20 protein-coding genes and 1 riboswitch are annotated in these 20764 nt (G+C 46.2%); of the genes, 5 read left to right on the top strand and 15 right to left on the bottom strand.

What is annotated here, in order from left to right; translation table 11 throughout:
• Positions 1-21: 21 nt before the first annotated feature.
• A complete protein-coding gene (locus INF28_RS05920) occupies positions 22-1707 on the top strand; it encodes a VanW family protein (protein WP_226392544.1) in 1686 nt (561 codons plus the stop codon).
• 26 nt (positions 1708-1733) lie between these two features.
• A riboswitch (FMN riboswitch) is annotated at positions 1734-1854 on the top strand.
• Between the two features lie 232 nt (positions 1855-2086).
• A complete protein-coding gene (locus tag INF28_RS05915) occupies positions 2087-2716 on the top strand; it encodes an ECF transporter S component (RefSeq protein WP_226392543.1) in 630 nt (209 codons plus the stop codon).
• A 54-nt stretch (positions 2717-2770) separates the two neighbouring features.
• On the opposite strand, the gene INF28_RS05910 is transcribed toward INF28_RS05915, so the two are convergent.
• From INF28_RS05910 to INF28_RS05865, 10 genes are all read right to left on the bottom strand, one after another.
• Positions 2771-4510: an NADH-dependent [FeFe] hydrogenase, group A6 gene (locus INF28_RS05910; RefSeq protein WP_226392542.1), complete on the bottom strand. Its 1740-nt coding sequence runs from the start codon at positions 4508-4510 to the stop codon at positions 2771-2773.
• Between the two features lie 18 nt (positions 4511-4528).
• Positions 4529-6325, bottom strand: coding sequence for an NADH-quinone oxidoreductase subunit NuoF (gene nuoF, locus INF28_RS05905; protein WP_226392560.1), 1797 nt, complete (start codon positions 6323-6325; stop codon positions 4529-4531).
• A gap of 55 nt (positions 6326-6380) precedes the next feature.
• Positions 6381-6746, bottom strand: a complete 366-nt coding sequence (locus INF28_RS05900; RefSeq protein WP_226392541.1) for a (2Fe-2S) ferredoxin domain-containing protein — start codon at positions 6744-6746, stop codon at positions 6381-6383.
• Between the two features lie 5 nt (positions 6747-6751).
• Positions 6752-7318, bottom strand: coding sequence for an ATP-binding protein (locus INF28_RS05895; protein ID WP_226392540.1), 567 nt, complete (start codon positions 7316-7318; stop codon positions 6752-6754).
• 36 nt (positions 7319-7354) lie between these two features.
• Complete coding sequence (locus INF28_RS05890) at positions 7355-7843, bottom strand: NADH-quinone oxidoreductase subunit NuoE family protein (protein WP_226392539.1); 489 nt, start codon at positions 7841-7843, stop codon at positions 7355-7357.
• Between the two features lie 135 nt (positions 7844-7978).
• On the bottom strand, positions 7979-8683 hold the full coding sequence (locus tag INF28_RS05885) for a PHP domain-containing protein (protein WP_226392538.1): 705 nt from the start codon (positions 8681-8683) through the stop codon (positions 7979-7981).
• Positions 8680-9012, bottom strand: coding sequence for a DRTGG domain-containing protein (locus INF28_RS05880; protein ID WP_226392537.1), 333 nt, complete (start codon positions 9010-9012; stop codon positions 8680-8682). The genes INF28_RS05885 and INF28_RS05880 overlap by 4 nt, the downstream gene beginning before the upstream one ends.
• Positions 8990-10366 carry a [Fe-Fe] hydrogenase large subunit C-terminal domain-containing protein gene (locus INF28_RS05875; RefSeq protein ID WP_226392536.1) on the bottom strand — a complete coding sequence of 459 codons (1377 nt, stop codon included), beginning with the start codon at positions 10364-10366 and terminating at the stop codon, positions 8990-8992. The genes INF28_RS05880 and INF28_RS05875 overlap by 23 nt, the downstream gene beginning before the upstream one ends.
• Before the next feature lie 11 nt (positions 10367-10377).
• Positions 10378-10791 carry an ATP-binding protein gene (locus INF28_RS05870; protein ID WP_226392559.1) on the bottom strand — a complete coding sequence of 138 codons (414 nt, stop codon included), beginning with the start codon at positions 10789-10791 and terminating at the stop codon, positions 10378-10380.
• Positions 10792-10795: 4 nt separating this feature from the next.
• Positions 10796-11161 (bottom strand): hypothetical protein, encoded by a 366-nt coding sequence (locus INF28_RS05865; protein ID WP_226392535.1) that lies wholly within the window; start codon positions 11159-11161, stop codon positions 10796-10798.
• A gap of 196 nt (positions 11162-11357) precedes the next feature.
• Here INF28_RS05865 and INF28_RS05860 point away from each other — a divergent pair, with 196 nt between their 5' ends.
• The gene (locus INF28_RS05860; RefSeq protein ID WP_226392534.1) at positions 11358-13058 is read left to right on the top strand and encodes a heparinase II/III family protein; all 1701 of its coding nucleotides are present in this window, start codon (positions 11358-11360) and stop codon (positions 13056-13058) included.
• Between the two features lie 58 nt (positions 13059-13116).
• On the opposite strand, the gene INF28_RS05855 is transcribed toward INF28_RS05860, so the two are convergent.
• From INF28_RS05855 to INF28_RS05840, 4 genes are all read right to left on the bottom strand, one after another.
• Positions 13117-14529, bottom strand: a complete 1413-nt coding sequence (locus tag INF28_RS05855) for a hemolysin family protein (RefSeq protein ID WP_226392533.1) — start codon at positions 14527-14529, stop codon at positions 13117-13119.
• A 114-nt stretch (positions 14530-14643) separates the two neighbouring features.
• Positions 14644-15744, bottom strand: coding sequence for an RNA polymerase sigma factor RpoD (gene rpoD, locus INF28_RS05850; RefSeq protein ID WP_226392532.1), 1101 nt, complete (start codon positions 15742-15744; stop codon positions 14644-14646).
• The gene (dnaG, locus tag INF28_RS05845) at positions 15737-17539 is read right to left on the bottom strand and encodes a DNA primase (protein ID WP_226392531.1); all 1803 of its coding nucleotides are present in this window, start codon (positions 17537-17539) and stop codon (positions 15737-15739) included. The genes rpoD and dnaG overlap by 8 nt, the downstream gene beginning before the upstream one ends.
• A gap of 87 nt (positions 17540-17626) precedes the next feature.
• The gene (locus tag INF28_RS05840) at positions 17627-18625 is read right to left on the bottom strand and encodes a deoxyguanosinetriphosphate triphosphohydrolase (RefSeq protein WP_226392530.1); all 999 of its coding nucleotides are present in this window, start codon (positions 18623-18625) and stop codon (positions 17627-17629) included.
• A 164-nt stretch (positions 18626-18789) separates the two neighbouring features.
• Between INF28_RS05840 and INF28_RS05835 the strand changes: the two genes are divergently transcribed.
• Positions 18790-19497, top strand: coding sequence for a tRNA (adenine(22)-N(1))-methyltransferase (locus INF28_RS05835; RefSeq protein ID WP_226392529.1), 708 nt, complete (start codon positions 18790-18792; stop codon positions 19495-19497).
• Positions 19498-19529: 32 nt separating this feature from the next.
• A complete protein-coding gene (locus tag INF28_RS05830) occupies positions 19530-20324 on the top strand; it encodes a Nif3-like dinuclear metal center hexameric protein (RefSeq protein WP_226392528.1) in 795 nt (264 codons plus the stop codon).
• 3 nt (positions 20325-20327) lie between these two features.
• On the opposite strand, the gene INF28_RS05825 is transcribed toward INF28_RS05830, so the two are convergent.
• The gene (locus tag INF28_RS05825) at positions 20328-20762 is read right to left on the bottom strand and encodes a hypothetical protein (RefSeq protein ID WP_226392527.1); all 435 of its coding nucleotides are present in this window, start codon (positions 20760-20762) and stop codon (positions 20328-20330) included.
• Between the last annotated feature and the right edge of the window lie 2 nt (positions 20763-20764).

The raw sequence follows: 20764 nt of genomic DNA, 5'->3' as shown, positions 1-20764 counted from the left end.
ATGAATCGGAGGAGTGAATGTATGGACGCGCAAAAAGAAACTAAGCGCTCATCTACCAATGCACAAGCACCACCGCCGGATATGGGGAATTCCGGCCAGGATGCTGAGAAAGAGGCGCTTTCTAATATTAAGCAAAACACCGGCGACACTGCTAAAGCAGATGCGTCTGCCACATATGACGGTCATACTGACATCAGCAACAAAATTGACAAAAAGTCTGCTCCAAAGAAAACTGTTGGAACAAAGCGTAAAACCTATGGTATTATAATTACTGTGTGCGTTTTGATTGTGCTCCTGCTTCCTCTCTCCCTATTTGCCGCATATATTAAAAATTATGACCGCATTTTTCCAAATGTTTATGTAGGGACCGTTGCATTGGAGGGCAAAACGGCAGAGGAAGCCCTTTCGCTCCTCAATGACCAATATTATTCCGAAAAAATCAAAGATTTGACGATTCCTTTTATATGTGAAGATTCCAGGGAAGAAATTCCGGTCAATGATTTGGAAGTGGTATATAACAACAAAGAAACCGCGGCAAATGCACTAAGCGAAGGAAATTATACCAATTTATTTGCAAAAATGGGCGCGTATCTGTTTCACGCAGCCCATCGAACCGATCTGGATCCGGTCATCCAATATCATACGGTTGCTCTCAATCAGGCGATTGATGCCATTACTGCCCCTTATGAAATCGAACCGGTAGGTTATACCTTTAAACTGGAGCCAAATCAGGTTACTCTTTATGGGGAAGTGGATGGAATCAAGGTAGATCGTCAGCCAGTCATTGAGGAAGTGGAACGGCAGATCAAGGCCATGCAGTTTTCTGATGTGGTTATGGTTCCAAAAGATACTCCGCCAGCTCCTTTGGATTTCGATACCTTTTATGCCTGGCTGACCAATGAAGCCCAGAATGCATATTATGTAAAAGGAGAAGACGGGAAAATTACCGTTGCTCCGGAAAAATTGAAATGTACCGTCGATAAAGAAACGGTACAGAACGCCATTGATGCAGTAAAAACGGCGCCGAACAATACCGTCGTTTTTCCGGTCACTACTACGGAGCCCGAAATTACTTCGGCGTTTTTACAGGAAGTTTTATATAAAGATAAATTGGGAAGTTATAGCACAAACTTTTCAGGATCAGCGGCGCGGATCAACAATGTCCGGCTTGCCACCAGCAGAATTAACGGCTATGAACTCATGCCAGATGAAGAGTTTTCTTATGACAAAACCATTCTTCCCCGGACCTACGCCAACGGCTATCAAGCTGCGCCGGTTTATGTGGGAAATAAAGTAGAAAGTGGTCTTGGCGGCGGTATCTGCCAACCTTCTTCTACCTTATACTGTGCAGCGCTGTATGCCAATCTAGAGATTGTGGAGCGTCATAATCACAGTCTAAAAGTTGGCTATATGCCGCCCGGACTGGATGCAACCATTGCCCAGGGGGTTTTGGATCTTCGGATTAAAAATAACACCGGATATCCAGTTAAAATTGCGGCAGATGCCTCTGGCGGCGTGGTTACCTTCAGTATATGGGGATATAACCCGGAAAACTATTCCGTAGATATTCTGCGAAGCGGCGGAGGCAACACCTTTCATGTTACCCGGGTTGTCAAAAAGGACGGCGTAGAAGTACGGCGGGAAAAAATGCCTTCCAGCCAGTATCAAACACCTGCTCCTAAGGAAACTGACAAACCATCTGAATAACCAATTGAAAAAAAATAAAATGAAATATATCACTTCAGGGATCGGTGAAATTCCGTACCGGCGGTACAGCCCGCGAGCGAGAAATGTTCCCGCAGATTCGGTGAAATTCCGAAGCCGACAGTATAGTCTGGATGAAAGAAGTTTTTGTGTTTTTTGGTATGCATCCCTGAAGCAAATGCTTCAGGGATTTTTTATCCAAAAAAATCTTACTTCCTCCATCATCTTGAAGCGCTTCCCTAAAAGCTTTTATGCACCATGGGAAGAAACCACCATGGGAAACCATTGGTGGTAAAAATCTTTTATCCTATTTTTCTGTGTAGATAAGAGATTTCCTTCAAAATTATTTTATGCCGAACACAGCGGCGGATAGGAGCTTTTTATGAAAACATCAACAACTACCAATCAACTTGCAGCACCCTCAAACACACGGCGGCTGGTAACCATAGCAGTTGCCTCCGCAGTCTCTTTTGTACTGATGCTTTTGGAATTTCACCTTCCCATTGCGCCAGATTTTATCAAACTAGATTTTTCAGACCTTCCATCGGTCATTCTGGCTTTTACTTTTGGTCCTCTTGCCGGCGCCTGCACAGAGCTGATTAAAAACCTGCTGCATCTGTTTATCACCAAAACCGGCGGCGTAGGTGAACTTTCCAACTTTCTGCTGGGGTGTGCTTTTGTCATTCCCGCAGGCTTGATCTACAAAAAACATAAGACCCGGAAAACAGCACTACTCGCCATGCTTGTGGGCACCCTTTGTTTTTCAATCATGGGGATTCTCTCTAATTACTACATAATGTTCCCTTTTTATACTAAGGTATCCGGTATACCCATGGAAGCAATTATTGGTATGTGCCAAAAGATCCTTCCCTTTGTGGACAACCAATGGAAGGTCATTTTACTCAGTGTAACGCCATTTAATCTACTCAAAGGCATACTGGTATCCGTTGTCACTTTTCTGCTTTACAAACGGCTTTCGCCCATTCTTCACGGTATATCCAAACACGCTTAAGAACCAAAAATGGCCTCTTTTCAGCGTTGCTGAAAAGAGGCCTTTTTCATTCCTTTAAAATTTCGGCCGTGCATGATAATGCGTATGCAGCAATTCATGTGCTTTATGACTTCCGGGTTCGCCCAAGAATTCTTCATATAATTTTTTAATATCCGGATTTTCATGACTCTTCCGAATCGGCGCATTTTTATCTTCCTGATAAAGCGCCTTTGCCCGCTCTGCCTTCAGGTTCACATCCATCTGTACCCGGGCGGATACAATCGGCTGCCCACCGCCGGTCACACAACCGCCCGGACATGCCATGATTTCAATAAAGTCATATTCAGCTTCACCGTTACGAATGCTATTGAGCAAAGCCCGTGCATTGCCAAGGCCATGCGCAACAGCGACACGGACATTCATATCACCTACTGGTACGACTGCCGTTTTAATGCCTTCGGTGCCCCTTACCTGTTCAAAATCAATCGATGGAAGTTCTTTTCCGGTAACAACCTCTGCCACTGTGCGCAGAGCAGCCTCCATAACACCGCCAGTTGTACCAAATATAACGCCTGCGCCGGTTGCTTCTTCAAACGGATTGTCAAATTTCTCATCTGGAAGCTCGGTAAATTTGATACCAGCCTGCTTAATCATCCGCGCCAGTTCACGAGTGGAAATAACAATGTCCACATCTCTAAGACCAGCGTTTTCCATTTCTTCCCGGCCGGACTCAAATTTCTTTGCAACGCACGGCATAACAGACACGTTAACAATTTTTGCAGGGTCTATACCGTTCTTTTCCGCATAATAACTCTTCAAAATAGCGCCAAACATCTGATGCGGCGATTTACAGCTGGATAAATTATCCAGGAAATCCGGGAAATTATGCTCACAGAATTTAATCCAGCCTGGACTACAAGAAGTAATCATCGGCAGTTTACCGCCGTTTTTAATCCGGCTAAGCAGCTCGGTTCCTTCCTCCATAATGGTCAGATCCGCACCGGTATCCGTATCAAACGTTTTGTCAAATCCAAGACGGCGCAGTGCTGCTGCCATCTTGCCAGTAACAGGCGTGCCAATAGGCAAGCCAAATTCCTCACCCAAAGCTGCACGGACAGCCGGGGCCGTCTGCACAATCACTATTTTATCCGGATCTGCCAAAGCATCCCAAACCTCATCTGTATTATCTTTTTCACGCAGAGCGCCTACCGGACAAACAGCAATACACTGGCCACAATTAACACACGGAACCTCTGCCAGTGACTTTTCAAACGGGGAAGCAATGGTTGTTTTAAATCCACGCTGTGTCGCATCAATAACCGCGACCGTTTGAACATTCTTACAAACACTGACACAGCGGCGGCACAAAACACATTTGTTGTTATCCCGAATAATCGAAGGAGAAAGATCGTCTACCTCATACTGATTCCGCTCTCCTTCATAACTAATATTATCAATACCCAGTTCCTCTGCCAAAGTCTGCAATTCACAATTACGGTTTCTGACACAGGTCAGACACTTCCGTTCATGATTAGACAGCAGCAATTCCAGCGTTACCTTACGGGAACGGCGAACTTTTGGGGTATTGGTAAACACCTCCAAGCCTTCGGACACCGGATAAACACAGGCTGCCTGTAAATTTCTAGCGCCCTTTACCTCCACAACACACATCCGGCAAGAACCGGTCTGACTGATATCTTTTAAGTAGCACAGAGTCGGAATATCAATTCCAGCCTGCCGCGCCGCCTGCAAAACCGTATAATCCGCAGGAACGGTGACCTCTATGCCGTTAATTTTTAATGTTACATTTTCCATGTCAATCGCTCCTCCTTCCTATTTCTTAATGGCGCCAAACGGACATTTTGCGATACATGCGCCGCATTTGATACACTTATCCGGGTCAATATGGAACGGCTTTTTAATTTCACCGGAAATGGCTCCCACAGGACATTCCTTGGAACACAGGCTGCAGCCACGGCATTTGTCCGCCATAATCTCATAATGTGAAAGCGCTTTACATACACCCGCAGGACATTTCTTATCCCGAACATGTGCAATATATTCATCACGGAAATACCGCAGAGTAGAAAGCACCGGATTAGGCGCTGTCTGTCCCAAACCGCAAAGCGAACCTTCTTTAATACTATGGCACAGCTCTTCCAAACGATCAAGATCCTCCATGGTTCCCTGTCCCTTGGTAATCTTGTCCAGAATTTCATAAAGCCGTTTGGTACCAACCCGGCACGGTGTACATTTACCACAAGATTCATCTACCGTAAACTCCAGAAAGAATTTTGCGATATCCACCATACAGTTGTCTTCGTCCATAACAATAAGACCGCCGGAACCCATCATGGAACCAATCGCCATCAGGGAATCATAATCAATCGGCGTATCAATCAGGCTTGCAGGAATACATCCGCCGGACGGGCCGCCGGTTTGTGCCGCCTTAAACTTTTTACCGTTGGGAATTCCGCCGCCGATTTCCTCAATGATTTCACGCAGAGTGGTACCCATGGGAATCTCCACCAGACCGGTATTATTAATTTTTCCGCCGAGCGCAAACACCTTCGTACCCTTGCTCTTTTCCGTACCAATGCTCTTAAACCAGTCCGCACCCTTTAAGATGATTTGACAGATATTCGCATAGGTTTCCACGTTGTTTAACAGGGTGGGTTTTGCCCAAAGCCCCTTATTGGCCGGGAACGGAGGCCGGGGACGCGGCTCGCCGCGTTTTCCCTCGATCGAAGTCATCAAAGCGGTTTCCTCGCCGCAGACAAAAGCGCCTGCACCCAAACGTAGTTCCAAATTGAAATGAAATCCGGTATCTAAAATATTTTCGCCAAGCAACCCATATTCTTTTGCCTGGTCAATGGCAATTTGCAGCCGCTGAACAGCAATCGGGTATTCAGCGCGGATATAAATATAACCCTGATCCGCTCCTACTGCATAAGCAGCAATGGCCATTGCTTCGATAATACTATGGGGATCGCCTTCCAGAATACTTCTGTCCATGAACGCACCCGGATCCCCTTCATCGGCGTTACAGGCCACATATTTTTGATCGCCTTTTGCCTGGGCAGTAAACTGCCATTTCATACCGGTGGAAAAACCTGCGCCACCGCGGCCGCGCAGTCCGGATTCCTTGATTTCCGCAATGACCTGTTCCGGTGTCATTTCTGTCAAAACTTTTCCCAAAGCCCGGTAACCGTCAAAGGCTATGTATTCATCAATGTTTTCCGGATTGATGACACCGCAATTACGCAGCGCAATACGCATTTGCTTTTGATAAAATTGTACTTCATTCAGGCTCTTGATATTATCCGTGCCTTCATGAACCGTTTCATCGTATAATAAGCGCCGGACAATACGGCCTTTGAGCAAATGCTCTTCTACAATTTCCTTAACATCTTCCACTTTGACCCGGCTGTAAAAAGCTCCCTCCGGATACACAATCATAATCGGCCCCAAAGCACACAAGCCAAAACATCCGGTTTTGACAACCTTAATTTCTTTTTCCAGCCCGTTGGCTTTTAACTGGGCTTCCATTTCTTTGATAATCTGTTCACTTCCTGAAGAGGTACACCCGGTACCGCCGCAAATCAGGACGTGCCCTCTGGCAAACTCCATGCTATTCAATCCTTTCTTCACAATCATCTGCTCTTAAAACACGTGCCGCAATCTTTTATTCTGCCGCACCTATGGTATATTCCGCAACGGGATTTCCGTTGACAATATGTTCATTAACAACCCGAACGGCTTTTTCCGGACTCATTTTTACATAAGTCACTTTTTCCTTTCCGGGTACAAAAACCTCAACAATCGGTTCCAAACGGCACATACCAATACACCCTGTCTGGGTAATAGTTACATGCTCCAAACCACGTTTTGCAATCTCTTCCATAAACGCATTCATCACTGGCCGTGCTCCCGCCGCAATACCACAAGTAGCCATACCAACTACAATTCGGGTACCTTCGCTGTCTTTGCGCAGAATAACTTGATCCAGTGTTTTCTTTCTGATTGCTTCCAAATCCGCTAAACTTTTCATTATCCTTACTCCTTTCGGGTATTCATTTCTTCACCGTAAAGAGCCGCTTCGTTTTCTTTCAAAAAATCAGACAGCCATAGCATGACCTCCGGCTCCTTTAAAGATACTTCCCCTAAAATTGATTTTATTTCCCGGGTATCCATTGTAAATTCTTTTTCATTCACCTTATGATGATATACAAAATCTATGCTGTCATAGCCGGTAACCAATCCCAGCATGGTTTCTGCCATATTCCCCAGCGGCTGGCGGTCAATATGACTATAACCGAACCGTGCCTCAAGCACCGTCCCCCTGCCGGGTTCAGACGAAATGCAGATACCACCGCCAGTATGCTCTGCCGCCGCCTTTAAAAGCGGAATGCCCAGCCCCACCTTCCGGGTTTTCCGGCTTGTGGTAAAAGGATCCATCACCTGCCTGACCATTTCCGGCGGCATGCCGCAGCCGTTATCCGTAATCCGAAACATCAGAAGATCTGAATTGCTGTCCTCGGTTAAATCCAGCTGAATCAATGCGGCACCTGCCGCAATGGAATTTTGTATAATATCCAGAATATGCAGTGATAATTCTTTCATATGGACTCTCGCTCCATTTCCGGCATTGGAAAAATATTATTCATACTTTTTCAAAATATCTTCTACCTGATCCACCGTCAGCCGACCATAAACATCATCATTGATGGTCATAACCGGCGCAAGGCCGCAAGCCCCAATACAGCGGGTTGCATCCAAAGAAAATTTCCCATCGGCAGAACATTCGCCCACATCAATATTTAATAATTCCTTTACTTTTTCCAAAATATCGCCGCTGCCCTTAACATAGCAGGCAGTCCCCAGACAGACACCTATCTGGTACCGGCCCTTGGGATTCAGGGAAAATTGGGCATAAAACGTGACAATACCATAAATTTCTGCCAGCGGAACATCCAGTCCCTCTGAAATCATTTCCTGGACCTCTATCGGCAGGTATCCGTAAATATCCTGGGCTTCGTGAAGAACAGGAATCACCGCGCCTTTTTGGCCTTGATGATTTGCAATCACCTTTTTCAGCTGCGCTTCCTGCTCCGGCGTTCCCTGAAAGGGGAGCGTATTGTGTTTCATCTGCTGTTACCTCCTAAACAATATGCATTTTAGCGGAAAACCCGCCGTTTCATTTGAAACTATATGCCTGACTTTGTTATATTTCTAACATAACCCATATATTATATCATGAAAACCATCAAAAAACCAGAGAAATCAACAAATTTTCTTCGTCAGTTTTTCCAAAATTTCTTTTTCGGATTTAGTCGTTATGTCCATATACCAGACCGGTTCGGAAATATCTCCCAAATAATGTGCGTCTGAACTGGTCAATATATACTGCTCCTGATAGTCCTTCTCCATTGTTTTCCGGTTCACTGCCGTAATCTCTACCGCACTCGTTTGCAGTTCCGGGGGCAGAAACCCCAGATTAGATAATACGCTGTAGCTGGTTCGGTCAATATGCGCTGGCACCGGAATACCTCCGATTTTGCGGGCATAGGAAAATACTTGCTCAATGCTGAGTCCCGAAGACGCAACCAGAAGTGTTTCTTCCTCGCCAACAATGCGGTCCTGCGTATCAAAATAAAGCTGACGGCCGAAAATATCCGGCCGATTCTTGATCACCGGCCGGTTTTCCCGAATCATCTTCTCCATTTGTTCCGCCTGCTTTATGGATGGAAAATAGCAAAGAATATGTACTTCTTCCGTCGTTTCCACCTCCATACCTGGAAGCACCAAAATCCTGCCAGCTGCCGCTCCCATCACAGCGCGCACATTACCACAGGAATTATGGTCTGTAACCGCAATCACATCGAGTCCTTTTAACAAGGACATATTTACAATATTATTGGGTGTCATATCCTCATCGCCGCAGGGAGAAAGAGCAGAATGAATATGCAGATCATAAAATACCTTCATATTCCCAATTCTCCAAGCTTTTTGGCCAGTGTGTAAGCGGAAGCTTCGGATGACAAAATCGGTATCCCTTCCGCATTTGCTTTTACGGCAGTGTTTTCATCCGGTAAAAAACCGTCCGCCAAAATGACACAGCTTGCTTCGGTCAACGCTGCAACTGCAACTACATTTAAATTAGTCTGAATGGTAATCCAGATACTTCCCTCTTCAATTTTGGCCATTGCCAAGCTCATCAAATCACCAATATAGCAGCCTTTTGCCTGTTTTTCCATTCCTGCCGCCCCAGCTGTTACTTTTAATTCCAGTTTCTCAGCTATTTCCTTTATTTTCATGATTCTGCACCTCGCTTTTTTGCGGTTTCTCTTTTCGGTCCGAAGGTCGCTTCCACCCTTTTAAAACCTCCGGCGGAAGCTGTATATTATTTTCCGAAACATGCCGCAGTAATTCCCGCAATCTTTCCCGCATGACAAAAATACAATCTGTCTCCTGGGCATAACCCCGCACAATATCTTCTGCCAGTGCACGGCAGCTGGGGGAACCGCAAGAACCACAGTCAAGCCCCGGAAAATGTTCCAGGATCTCTTCTATCTTCATCGCCATCTGCATTGCAGTACCCAGATCATCATTCAGCTTTAAAATCGGCCGATATACCGGAGCTTCATCCCATGTCCGCCGAATGGAATCGGGAATACTGCCCTGTTCCTCCGGCAGGCTTTTGCTCATCCGCTTGATCCTGGATCTTGCCACAAAATTATTTTCTGCCGCCAGGGGGCCTCCCACGCAGCCGCCCGGGCATGCCAATGCCTCTACATAGTCAATGTCGATCAATTTATCATCTTCAATGTCCTCCAATACTTTGATGACATTGTGGATACCGTCCACTGAAATCCGGCGTTCCGCCCGGGTAGCATTGGCCTCACCGCCGCTGGTTGCCCATAACGCCCCTAAACTTCCAGCGCAAGATAAATGCTTGACTTCCTTTATATTTCCTATTTTCTGTGCCAAACGCAGATATACATCCTTAATAGAAATCACACCATCTACTTCCGATTTTTTCACAGTCAGCCCGTCTTTGACTGCCGTTGCCTTTGCCGCACATGGACTGATAAAAAACAGTCCGATTTCCTCCGGTAAGAGGCCCGTCTTCTCTACCGCCTCCTTGCGGGCGGCCTCCGCTGAAAGCTCCATGGGTGACCGCAGCGGAATAATATGATTGATCAGGTTAGGGAAGCGTACCGCAATTAATCTGCTAACTGCCGGACATGCAGAAGAAATGGCTGGTTTCATCAATTCGCCGCTTTTTAAAAATTCTCTGGTCGCGGCGCTGATTTCCTGCGCTCCCCGTGCCACCTCATAAACATCATCAAAACCCAGCTGCAAGAGGGAGGTAAGTATCAAATTGCAGTCCTCTGTCCGCGAAAATTGTCCATAAAAAGCCGGCGCCACCAGCGCTACCGTATACTGGTATTCCTCCAGCCGTTCAAAGCCATCGGTGACCGCCTTTTTCGCATGATAGGGGCAGACACGGATGCATTCCCCACAATCAATACACCGTTCTTTTAAAATTTTAGCTTTCCCGTTCTGAATCCGAATTGCCTGTGTGGGACACTGCTTCAAGCAATTTGTACACCCTTTGCAGGTATCCCGATCCAGGGTAACCGAATGCCAATAAGGTTCCTTTTCCATTCCCATGCCTCCTATGCAATTCTGATGATTAGATCAATGGTTGTACCAACTCCCACCTTGGTGTCTATTTTCATCTCATCGGAATTCTTCTTAATATTGGGAAGACCCATTCCGGCGCCAAATCCCAGTTCACGTACCTCGTTCGATGCTGTGGAATATCCTTCCTGCATAGCTTTTTCTATATCCGGAATACCGGGGCCGGTATCCGCAAAAACAATATGTATCTCCTGAGGGCTGATTTCCACATCAATGGTGCCGCCGTTAGCATGAATCACCATATTGATTTCCGCCTCATACATGGCGATGGCCACCCGGCGAATCACCTCTGGCGGCAACCCAAGCTGTTTTAAATGTTTTTTCACCTTGCTGGAATTTTCCCCGGCCAAGGTAAAATCATTTCCATCCACCTGGTAGTGAAAGGTCATACCATTACTCACCAAAATCCCCCGCCTTTCCGCCCGCAAGCCCATTTTGATATAAAGTCCCGCAGGCCGTAAACATAGGCAATCCCGTGGACATCAGTACGATTCCTTTTTTTTCCGCAATCTGAATCATCTCTTCTGTAGGCATCTTACCCCGGACAAAGACGATCGCTTCCATATCCATCATTTCTGCCGTGCGAACTACCTGTAGATTCTGAAGCCCGGTGAGAAGCAGCCCCTGTTCTTTTACAAACGCCAAAACATCACTCATTAAGTCGCTTCCGCAGGCTTCTTTCACTTCCAATTCCTGCATTCTGCCTTCTCCGGCGCAAACCTTTGCATCTAAAAGCTCCCGCACTTTTGATAATTTCATATCTTATCTCTCCTTGCACTGGATTTCCTCTATTATGATTGAATATATCATATTTCTATTTATTTTGCAACCAAAAATATAGTACTTTTGCATAAAAATATTTGGATATTTTCTCATGCTGATTTCTCAATACCCTATTGCAGAATCAAAAGAATATGTTATACTGAAACCATAACACAAGGAAAGGGGAATTTGTATGCTTCAGCAAGCAAAACAACCTGCTTTTTGGAATAAAGTACGCACCGCAAAAGATTATCAAATGTTTCGTGATGATCTTCTGGCTATGTATAAAAAAACACACAAAAATACTACTCCAGCTGTATCGTACCAGAAGTACACCCGCTACTACCGTGACGGCAACAGGCTGGAATTTGAAAAAGCCTATTTCAGCAAGCGTATCCGAATGAACATATTGGCACTGCTGGCGCTGATTTATCCGCAAGAATCGGTCTATATGGATGAGCTCAAAGAAGTGATTTGGGCTGTGTGTGATGAATACACATGGGCGCTTCCCGCCCATGTTCCCTATGATATGTGGGATCACAGTATCCAAATTGATCTTTTTTCCTCTGAAACGGGCTTTGCCCTCAGTGAGATCCGTGAACTTTTGGGGAACAGGTTTGATCCCCTCATTTATCGCCGTATTGGCTATGAGGTAGAACGCCGGATTATTGAGCCGTTTTTAACCCGAACCTTTTTTTGGGAACAGGTAGAAAACAACTGGTGCGCCGTATGTACCTGCGGTGTCGCCGCCGCTTTTTTCTATATTCGGCCAGATCTGGCAAAAACCCAAATACCCAGATTTAACAACAATCTACCGTCTTTTTTCCACAGCTTTCAGGCCGATGGCGTTTGCCGAGAAGGGGTCGCTTACTGGAACTACGGCTTTGGATTCTTTGTTTCCTACGCCTCCATGCTGAAAGAGTTCACCAATGGAGAAATCGATCTGTTTGCCAATGACAAAGTAAAGCGCATCGCGGCCTTTCAGCACAAAGCCTATCTTCGGGCGGACATTACCGCCAGCTTTGCGGACGGTAACGTTCGAGGTCGCCACATTATCGGCATCACACACTTTCTCAAGCACCTGTATCCGGATGATATTCAAGTTCTGCCTACAAAATTCCGGGATAACCAGCCGCTTGACATCAGTGATGTCGCGTTTCGAGCAAGATGGACCTTTGAGCTTCGTTCCATCCTATGGTATGACCCGGTGCTTTCTACGGAAAAAACAGAGATCGCTGCGGAATATTATCTCTCAGATTCGGCATGGTATATTAAAAAAAATCCAGACTATTCCTTTGCCGCCAAAGCCGGCAATAACGATGAACCCCATAATCACAATGATGTCGGCAGCTTCATTTTTGCCACCGACCAGGGACAGCTGTTATGCGATTTGGGCTGCGGCGAATATACGCGGGATTATTTTCAGCCAGACACCCGCTATCGCATCCTCTGCAACCGCTCCGGCGGACATAGCGTTCCTCTCATAGACGGTCAGGAGCAAAAGCCCGGTGTAGAATTTAACGGGACAATGTCATTGCAAAACGGTAGCCTACTCCTTGAAATCGGCAGTGCTTACGGTATCGATGAACTGCTTTCTCTTCAACGTCAGTTTTCTTTCCAAGACGATGGCATAACGTTGTGGGATAAATTTTCCTTCCGGAATGCCCCTCTTTCGGTCATTGAACGCTTTATCACCCAGGTCTGTCCCGAAGAAGAGGGCGGCGGACTGCGCATCGGCCAGGCATTTCTTTCCTGTAACGATGGATGGATGCCGACGGTAACACCTGCCGTTTGGGCAAATCATGCCGGCCAGAACGAAACAGTTTATTTAATTGACTTTCTTGCAAAAAAACCGGCAGATGAATTTCGGCTGTCTATTCAGCTTCAACCTTAATCTCCGGATAAAATCACAGTCCCCGAAACATGGTCTATCATGTTTCGGGGACTGATTTTTATTTTTTTTCTTCTTTTTTCGTTTTACTATCTTTCTCTTTCGTCGAAGAGGGTTTTGAATCCTTCTCCTTGTTTTCTTCGGTTTCGTCCTGAAGATCCCGCTTCAAGCAAACCACCGCTTCTTCAATCCTATGTTCTGCCACGGAGGTAACTTTGATTTGCATGGGACCAATTTCCGTTTCCACCGTTGCTCCATCTTTTGGCAAGGTCTCAATAGCATCCAAAACCAGTCCTGCAAATGTATTGTAATCCCCCTCCGGCAGAGTAATGTTTAACGCTTTTTCCACGTCCTCTATTTCCGCAGAGCCTTTGATCCGCCAGGTATTTTCATCCAGATAGGTAATTTCCTGATCAGGATCCGGCTCGTCATATTCACTGTACAGTTCTCCAACAATTTCTTCTAACAGATCCTCTAAGGTCACCAATCCCTGGAAACCGCCGTATTCATCCATCACAACCACAATATGGGTATGTTTCTGCTGCATTCGGGAAAACAATTCATCTGCCTTCATGCTATCCGGGATAAAATACGGTTCGCGCAAAATAGAACGCAATGTATTTTTCTGCCCGCCGTCCAACAGGAATTTATAAAAATCCCGCGTATTCACTACACCAATCACATTATCCACGTCTTCATCACAGACAGGATACCGGGTATGCCGTGTTTCATCGATAAAGCGCTTCCATTCCTCTATGCTATCTTCCATCCAAAGAATACACGCTTCGGTCCGATGGGTCATAATATCCGCTACCGGCTTATCATCCAGCTCAAAAATATTATGTATCATTTCTTTTTCATCATCATCAATGGTACCATTTTCCGAACCGATATCTACCATCATCCGAATTTCTTCTTCGGTGACTTCTTCTTCCAAATCATGCGGGCGAACACCAAACAGTCTTGCAATCAGATTGGAGATCCGTGTAGGCAGCCATAAGAAAGGTCTTCCTATGACCGTCACCGCTTTGGTATAACCAGATAATCCAACTGCTGCAGATTCAGCGTATTTCGCCGCCAGCCGACCCGGAAGCAAATCCCAAAACACCTGATATAAAAACACCAGAATCACAGTTAAAATCAACAGTGTCAGTATATGTACCAACTTACCGTTTTCTTTGACCCCTGCCAAAACCAGCACATCACCCAGCCGGCCCGAAAAGCCAAATACGGTCAGTACGGCGAACAAAATTGCCAGCACATATCCAAACATCTCCATAGCGCCAACAACAGCTGAAGGCTCCTGCTCCAGCATCTTAAACAAACGCTTTGCTTTTTCGTTTTCCTCCGACAAAGTGGCAAGCCGGGTATCGCTGATATCAACACTTGCAGCTTTGGCAAAAGCAGTTAAAAATCCAAGTAACAATATAACGCCAAGTGAAAATAACAACAGTTGCGGGGGCAACGTGTCCAAAATACCATCATCCTTTCAGAAAAGCATATATTTTTTACCAGAATAAGTATAACAGATTTTTTGTCCTTTGTCAAAGTATTCTTTTTACAACAAAAATTTTACTTTATTTTCACCTTATTCCAAATAATCTTTCAGCTTTCTGCTCCTGCTGGGATGACGAAGCTTGCGCAGCGCCTTTGCTTCAATCTGCCGAATGCGCTCACGGGTTACGTTAAATTCCTTGCCTACTTCTTCCAAGGTCCGGGCACGTCCGTCATCCAGCCCAAACCGCAGCCGTAACACCTTTTCCTCTCTGGGAGTTAAGGTACTTAAAACATCAACCAGCTGTTCCTTTAAAAGGGTAAAGGTAGCCGCATCAGAAGGCGCCGGAGCATCATCATCCTGAATAAAATCTCCCAAATGGCTGTCTTCTTCTTCTCCAATAGGCGTTTCAAGGGAAACCGGCTCCTGGGCAATCTTCATGATCTCTCCCACTTTATCCACCGGCATATTCAATTCTTTGGCAATTTCCTCTGGCAGAGGATCTCTTCCCAGTTCCTGCACCAGCTGACGGGAAACCCGCACCAGCTTATTGATCGTTTCCACCATATGCACTGGAATCCGGATGGTTCTGGCCTGATCCGCAATCGCCCGGGTAATTGCCTGACGAATCCACCATGTGGCATAGGTGCTGAATTTATAACCTTTGGTATAATCAAACTTTTCTACCGCCTTGATTAACCCCAGATTTCCTTCCTGAATCAAATCCAAAAACAACATTCCCCGTCCTACATACCGTTTCGCAATGCTGACCACCAGCCGAAGATTGGCTTCTGCCAATTTCTTTTTTGCTTCCTTGTCGCCGTTTGCCATTCGCCGCGCAAGCTCCGTTTCTTCGGCGCCACTTAAAAGGTCTACTTTTCCAATTTCTTTCAGGTACATGCGCACAGGATCGTCAATGCTTACTCCGTCCGGCACGGACATATCGTCCAAATCTTCCTGGGTGATATGCAGATCATCGTCCAGAATTTCCAGCTCATCATCCAAACTCCCCACAATCTCTATGCCCTGTTTTTCCAAGTATTCATAAATTTTGTCAATCTGATCGGGATCTAATGCCATTTCTTCCAGTTTATCACTGATATCTTTATAATCTAATACACCCTTCTTCTTTCCCTGCTCCAAAAGCTGCTGAAGCACCAATTTTTTGTTGACGGGTTTCTTTTCGTTATCCACGCCGGTTCCTCCTCTTATCCTGTTTTTTTTCTTTCAGCATTTTGTCAAGGGCGTTTAAATCACCCTGTTCAAGTAACTTTGCTTCTGCATTGCGGCGTTTTACCTCCAGCATAATCGCAAGAGGCTGAAGATACGCCTGTTCTTTATGCGCGGTATTTTTATCATCCAGCAAAATGGCGGCCACAGCACCCACCTTTGCGTCCGGAAAACGTGCAAGCAGCGCATGAATATCCGCTGTGCCGTCTTTTGCGGCCTCATACATCTCCTGCGCCAAAGTCCGGTATAATCCATCATAAAAATCCTCAGGCACAATACCAGCTTCCTGCACTTTTTTCAACACCACAGGTTCACTCATAAAATTCAGCAGCAGCCGCTGTGCATTTTTCAGTTTCATCTCTTCAAGATCTCTGCGGCCGCCGGTTCGCTGTTCAAACTCTCTCCTCTCCCGGCGCTCTTCTCTCTGCATCTCGGTTTTGACCTGCTTTCGCTGCAAAACCTTTACTCTTGCCGCCAGCGTATCCGGCGCAAGTCCAGATTCCTGCGCCACGCGTTTGATATAGAGCTCCTGCTCTACCGGATTTTTCACATCCGCCAAAAGTGTGGCAGCCTCTTCCGAAAATTCCAGTATCTGTTCCGTATCTTCTAAATCATATTTCTTTTTAATCTCGTCAATTCGGAAAGTCAAAAGCGGTTTGGCTGATTCTACCAAAATCTGAAACATCTCTGGTCCCCGGGCCTTAATAAACTCATCCGGATCCTTTCCGTCCGTAATCGTCAGTACCCGTGTTTTCATATCCTCATCCGTAAGAATCGCGCCGGCACGAACTGCCGCTTTGCGCCCGGCCTGGTCGGCATCATAGCAAAGCACCACCTTATTGGCATACCGCTTGATCAGCCGCGCCTGCTCCGGCGTAAACGCCGTCCCCAAAGAAGCGACCGCATTCCCTATTCCTGCCTGATGCAGGGAAATCACATCCATATATCCTTCCATTAGCAGCAGCTTACCCGAATTGTCATTCTTAGCAAAATTCAGGCCAAACAGGTTTTCTTTTTTCTTAAACACCAATGTTTCCGGTGTGTTTAAATATTTGCCCGTATTGCTGTTTTCCGTAATAATTCTGCCGCCAAAGCCAATAATATTTCCCTGCACATTGATAATGGGAAACATGACACGTCCATCATAAAAGGCGTCATAATACGTTCCGTTGTCGCGCGCCTTTGCAAGCCCCGCTTCATATATATCATGTTCTTTATACCCTTTTTGTGTCAGATACTGCAAAAGGCCTGTCCAGCCTTCCGGCGCAAACCCTAAACCAAATTTTTTGATGGTAGCATTGCTAATGCCCCGCTCCTTTAAATAGGCATAAGCAACTTTGCCGCCTTCACCTGCCAGACAACGATAAAAATACCTTCCAGCCTCTGCATTGATTTCATATATCCGCTTCTTTTTATCCGCCGTTTCCTCTCGTTTTTGTCGGTCTGCGGGAGACCCCGGCTCCGGCATGGAAAGATGCGCCCGCTCTGCCAGATATTTTAATGCATCCATAAAATCCAAATGCTCGATGGCCATGATAAAATGTATGGCATTTCCGCCAGCCCCGCATCCGAAACAGTGAAACAACTGCTTGTCCGGCGCAACGGACAAAGACGGGGACTTTTTATCATTGTGCAAAGGGCAAAGCGCCGCATAACGGTTTCCCACACGCTTGAGGCGGGTATATCCGGAAATGATTTCCACAATATCATTACGCTGAAGGACTTCATCAATAAAATCCTGAAAATCCTGGGATGCCATCGCTTCGCCCCTTTCTTTTTATGTACTTATTGTTCCGCTTTATAAATATTCGACATTTCCCGTCGATTTCCTTTTTTATTTTGTAATTTACCGCTGCCAAAAAGTTGGTATGTATAATTCTGTAAACTTTGCCACAGCATACCGATCGCTCATGCCGGCAATATAATCCCGGGTCAAGACATGCACGTCCTCAGATGAACGCAAGCTCTTGCTGCTCTCTGGAATCCGCTCCGGATGGCAACTATACATCCGGTACAGTCCCTCAATAATCCCTTCTGCTTTTTTCTCTTCTTTTTGAGGTTCTGACGCCACATACACATGTTCAAACATATACTGCCGCAGTCCCATCATTGCCTCATATACCGGCTCTGTCATTTGAATATCTTCCTGATCCATGCTGGCCTCAATCACCGCACGGATCATGGTATTGATCCTCTGCGAATGCTTATGCCCCAAAACTTCGGCATACTTTGAAGGAATATCCGTTTCAGTCAAAATTCCGCCGCGAATGGCATCATCAATATCGTGATTGATATATGCCACTTTATCCGCAAGGGCGACAATCTTTCCTTCCAGAGTAACCGGCCGCACCGCCCCCGTATGGTGCAAAATGCCGTCACGCACCTCAAACGTGAGATTCAATCCTCCCGGCCGCTCCAGAATATCCACCACCCGCAGGCTCTGCTCATTATGTTTAAATCCCAAAGGGCAGATACGGTCAAGCACCTTTTCCCCCATATGTCCAAACGGCGTATGACCCAAATCATGTCCCAGCGAGATGGCCTCCGTTAAATCCTCGTTCAGCCGAAGCGCCCGGGCAATGGTACGGGCAATCTGAGATACCTCCAGCGTATGGGTCAGCCGGGTACGGTAATGATCTCCCTCCGGTGACAAAAACACCTGTGTCTTGTGTTTCAACCGGCGGAAGGCCTTGGAATGCACGATCCTATCCCGATCCCGCTGAAAATCCGTCCGAATTTCACAAGGTTCTTCCTGTCTCTGCCTTCCTCGGCTTTGTGCGCTTCGTGCCGCCGCTGGGGCAAGCAACAACTCTTCTCTCTTTTCAGTAAACTGACGCAGATTCACAATGATCAGCTCCTTTAAAAAGCTACGAAATTAACATTCATTATATTTATTTCTACAAAAACATTTTCCTTCCTCTTTTATATTGACAAAATTTCTTTTTTATTATAACCTATTCTTGTCACAAATATCAACAAAAGACATCATGTCTTTAGAAAGGACCAGTTATGAGTGTCTTAACGCTATCACCGCGTCTTACACAAATTGCGGCATGTATTTCTCCCTGCCGCTGCGTTGCAGATATTGGGACCGATCACGCCTATCTGCCCGCCGCGCTTTGCCTTGACGACATCTGTCAAACAGCAATCGCCGCAGATGTCCGGCCCGGTCCTCTGCGGCGCGCCGCCGCTACTGTAAAGCGTTACGAACTGGAAAGCAGGATTTCTTTGCGGCTGGGAAATGGCACAGCGCCCCTTTCACCCGGTGAAGCCGATACGATTGTCATTGCCGGCATGGGCGGGCTAATGATTGCGCAAATTATCAGACAAGGTCTTCCCGTCATCCGCTCTGCCAGCAAGCTTATTCTTCAGCCTATGACAGCGGTTACGGAGCTTCGGGAATTCCTATCTGTATCCGGCTTTACCATAACTGGAGAATATCTTGCCAAAGAAGATACCAAAATATACAACATTCTTACCGCCGATAACACCCCAGCTTCACGCCCTCTGACACCGGCGGAGTGTTATCTCGGCCGAGAACTGATCAAAACACGTCCGCCGCTTTTTGATACCTATTTTCAGCTTCGCCGGCGAAAGCTTTTAAAAATGCTCGCCGGACTAAAAAAAGCGTCTGATGCCGCATCTGTAGAAAAATACAAAGAATGTGAAAAACTTCTCAAATCCATAGACGAAATCTGTCCGCCCGCAGCAGAATAAACCCCATGCGGGCAGAAAGGTGGAATTTTTATATGCTGAAAGTCAAAGATATTGTTTCTGCAATTGAACAACTGGCACCGCCGGAACTGGCAGAAAGTTGGGATAATGTTGGTCTGATGACCGGCGATCTGGATCAGCGTGTCACCACAGTGTTTTTGTGTCTGGATGTCACCTCTGACAACGTTCAGCAGGCGATTGCCTGCGGCGCCGACCTTATTGTTTCTCATCATCCTCTTATCTTTTCACCTGTAAAACGGATCATTGAGCAGGATGTATCAGGCAGTATTCTCCGCAACCTGATCCGCCATGATATTTCCGTTTACAGTGCGCACACCAACTTAGACCATGCAGACGGCGGCATGAATGATATGCTGGCAAAACGTCTTAGTCTCCAGCAAATCCGTCACTTTTCAGACGAAGAATGCACCGACGGCACCGGCCGCCCCCTTGATGCCATTGGCCGTGTAGGAGTCCTGCCCGCTCCCATGGAAATGGGCGATTTTGTGGAATTAGTCAAAGATTCTCTGGGCTGTCAAACCATCCGCTCTGTCGGGAATCCAGAAGAAGTCATAAAAATTGCCGCCCTGTGCAGCGGCGCGGGCGGCGATGGCATATATGCGGCCTATCATGCAGGTGCGGACGTTTATGTCACTGCAGACGTCAAACATCACGAAGCCCAGCTGGCTTTTGAGCTGGGTATGAACCTGATTGATGCCGGGCACTTTGAAACCGAAAATATTATTTGCTCTTTTATGGCAGACTTTTTAGAATCCCGGTTTCAGTCTCTTAACATTATTGCTTCAGACGCCCAGCCTTATTTTAAATAGCGTTTAAAACGGAAGATCAATATAATCAGAAAGCAATACATAGAGCAAAGCATAAATCAGCATATTGTTTTCACTGTCCTCCTGTTCCATCAAAAGAAGAATCAGCGCCACAAGAAGCATATCTTCTGCCGAAAAAAAGCCCAGCACCTTTTTGGTTTTGGGGTCATATACCGAAGAAGGAATCAGTCCCAACAGTGGATTTTGAGGCAGTTTCAGCTTTTTTGAATGGTTTGATTGATTTTTTTCAGCCGCCGGCTGTACCGGCGGCCGATTTTTATTTTCATTTCTTCTAAAATCTCGGGAACCATTCCTGCCGCTTTGATTCGGGGATTGCGGGGTATGTACATTGGTTCTCTGCCGTTCCGGTAAAACCGGCGGCTTTCCGGAAACCCCCTGAACAGCAGGCGTCCGGGGTTTTGGATCATAACGCCGATACATTC

Origin of the sequence: Ructibacterium gallinarum (assembly GCF_014982785.1) — a bacterium.
GTDB lineage: Bacteria > Bacillota > Clostridia > Monoglobales > Monoglobaceae > Ructibacterium > Ructibacterium gallinarum.
This window is presented reverse-complemented; position numbering and strand designations above follow the sequence as displayed.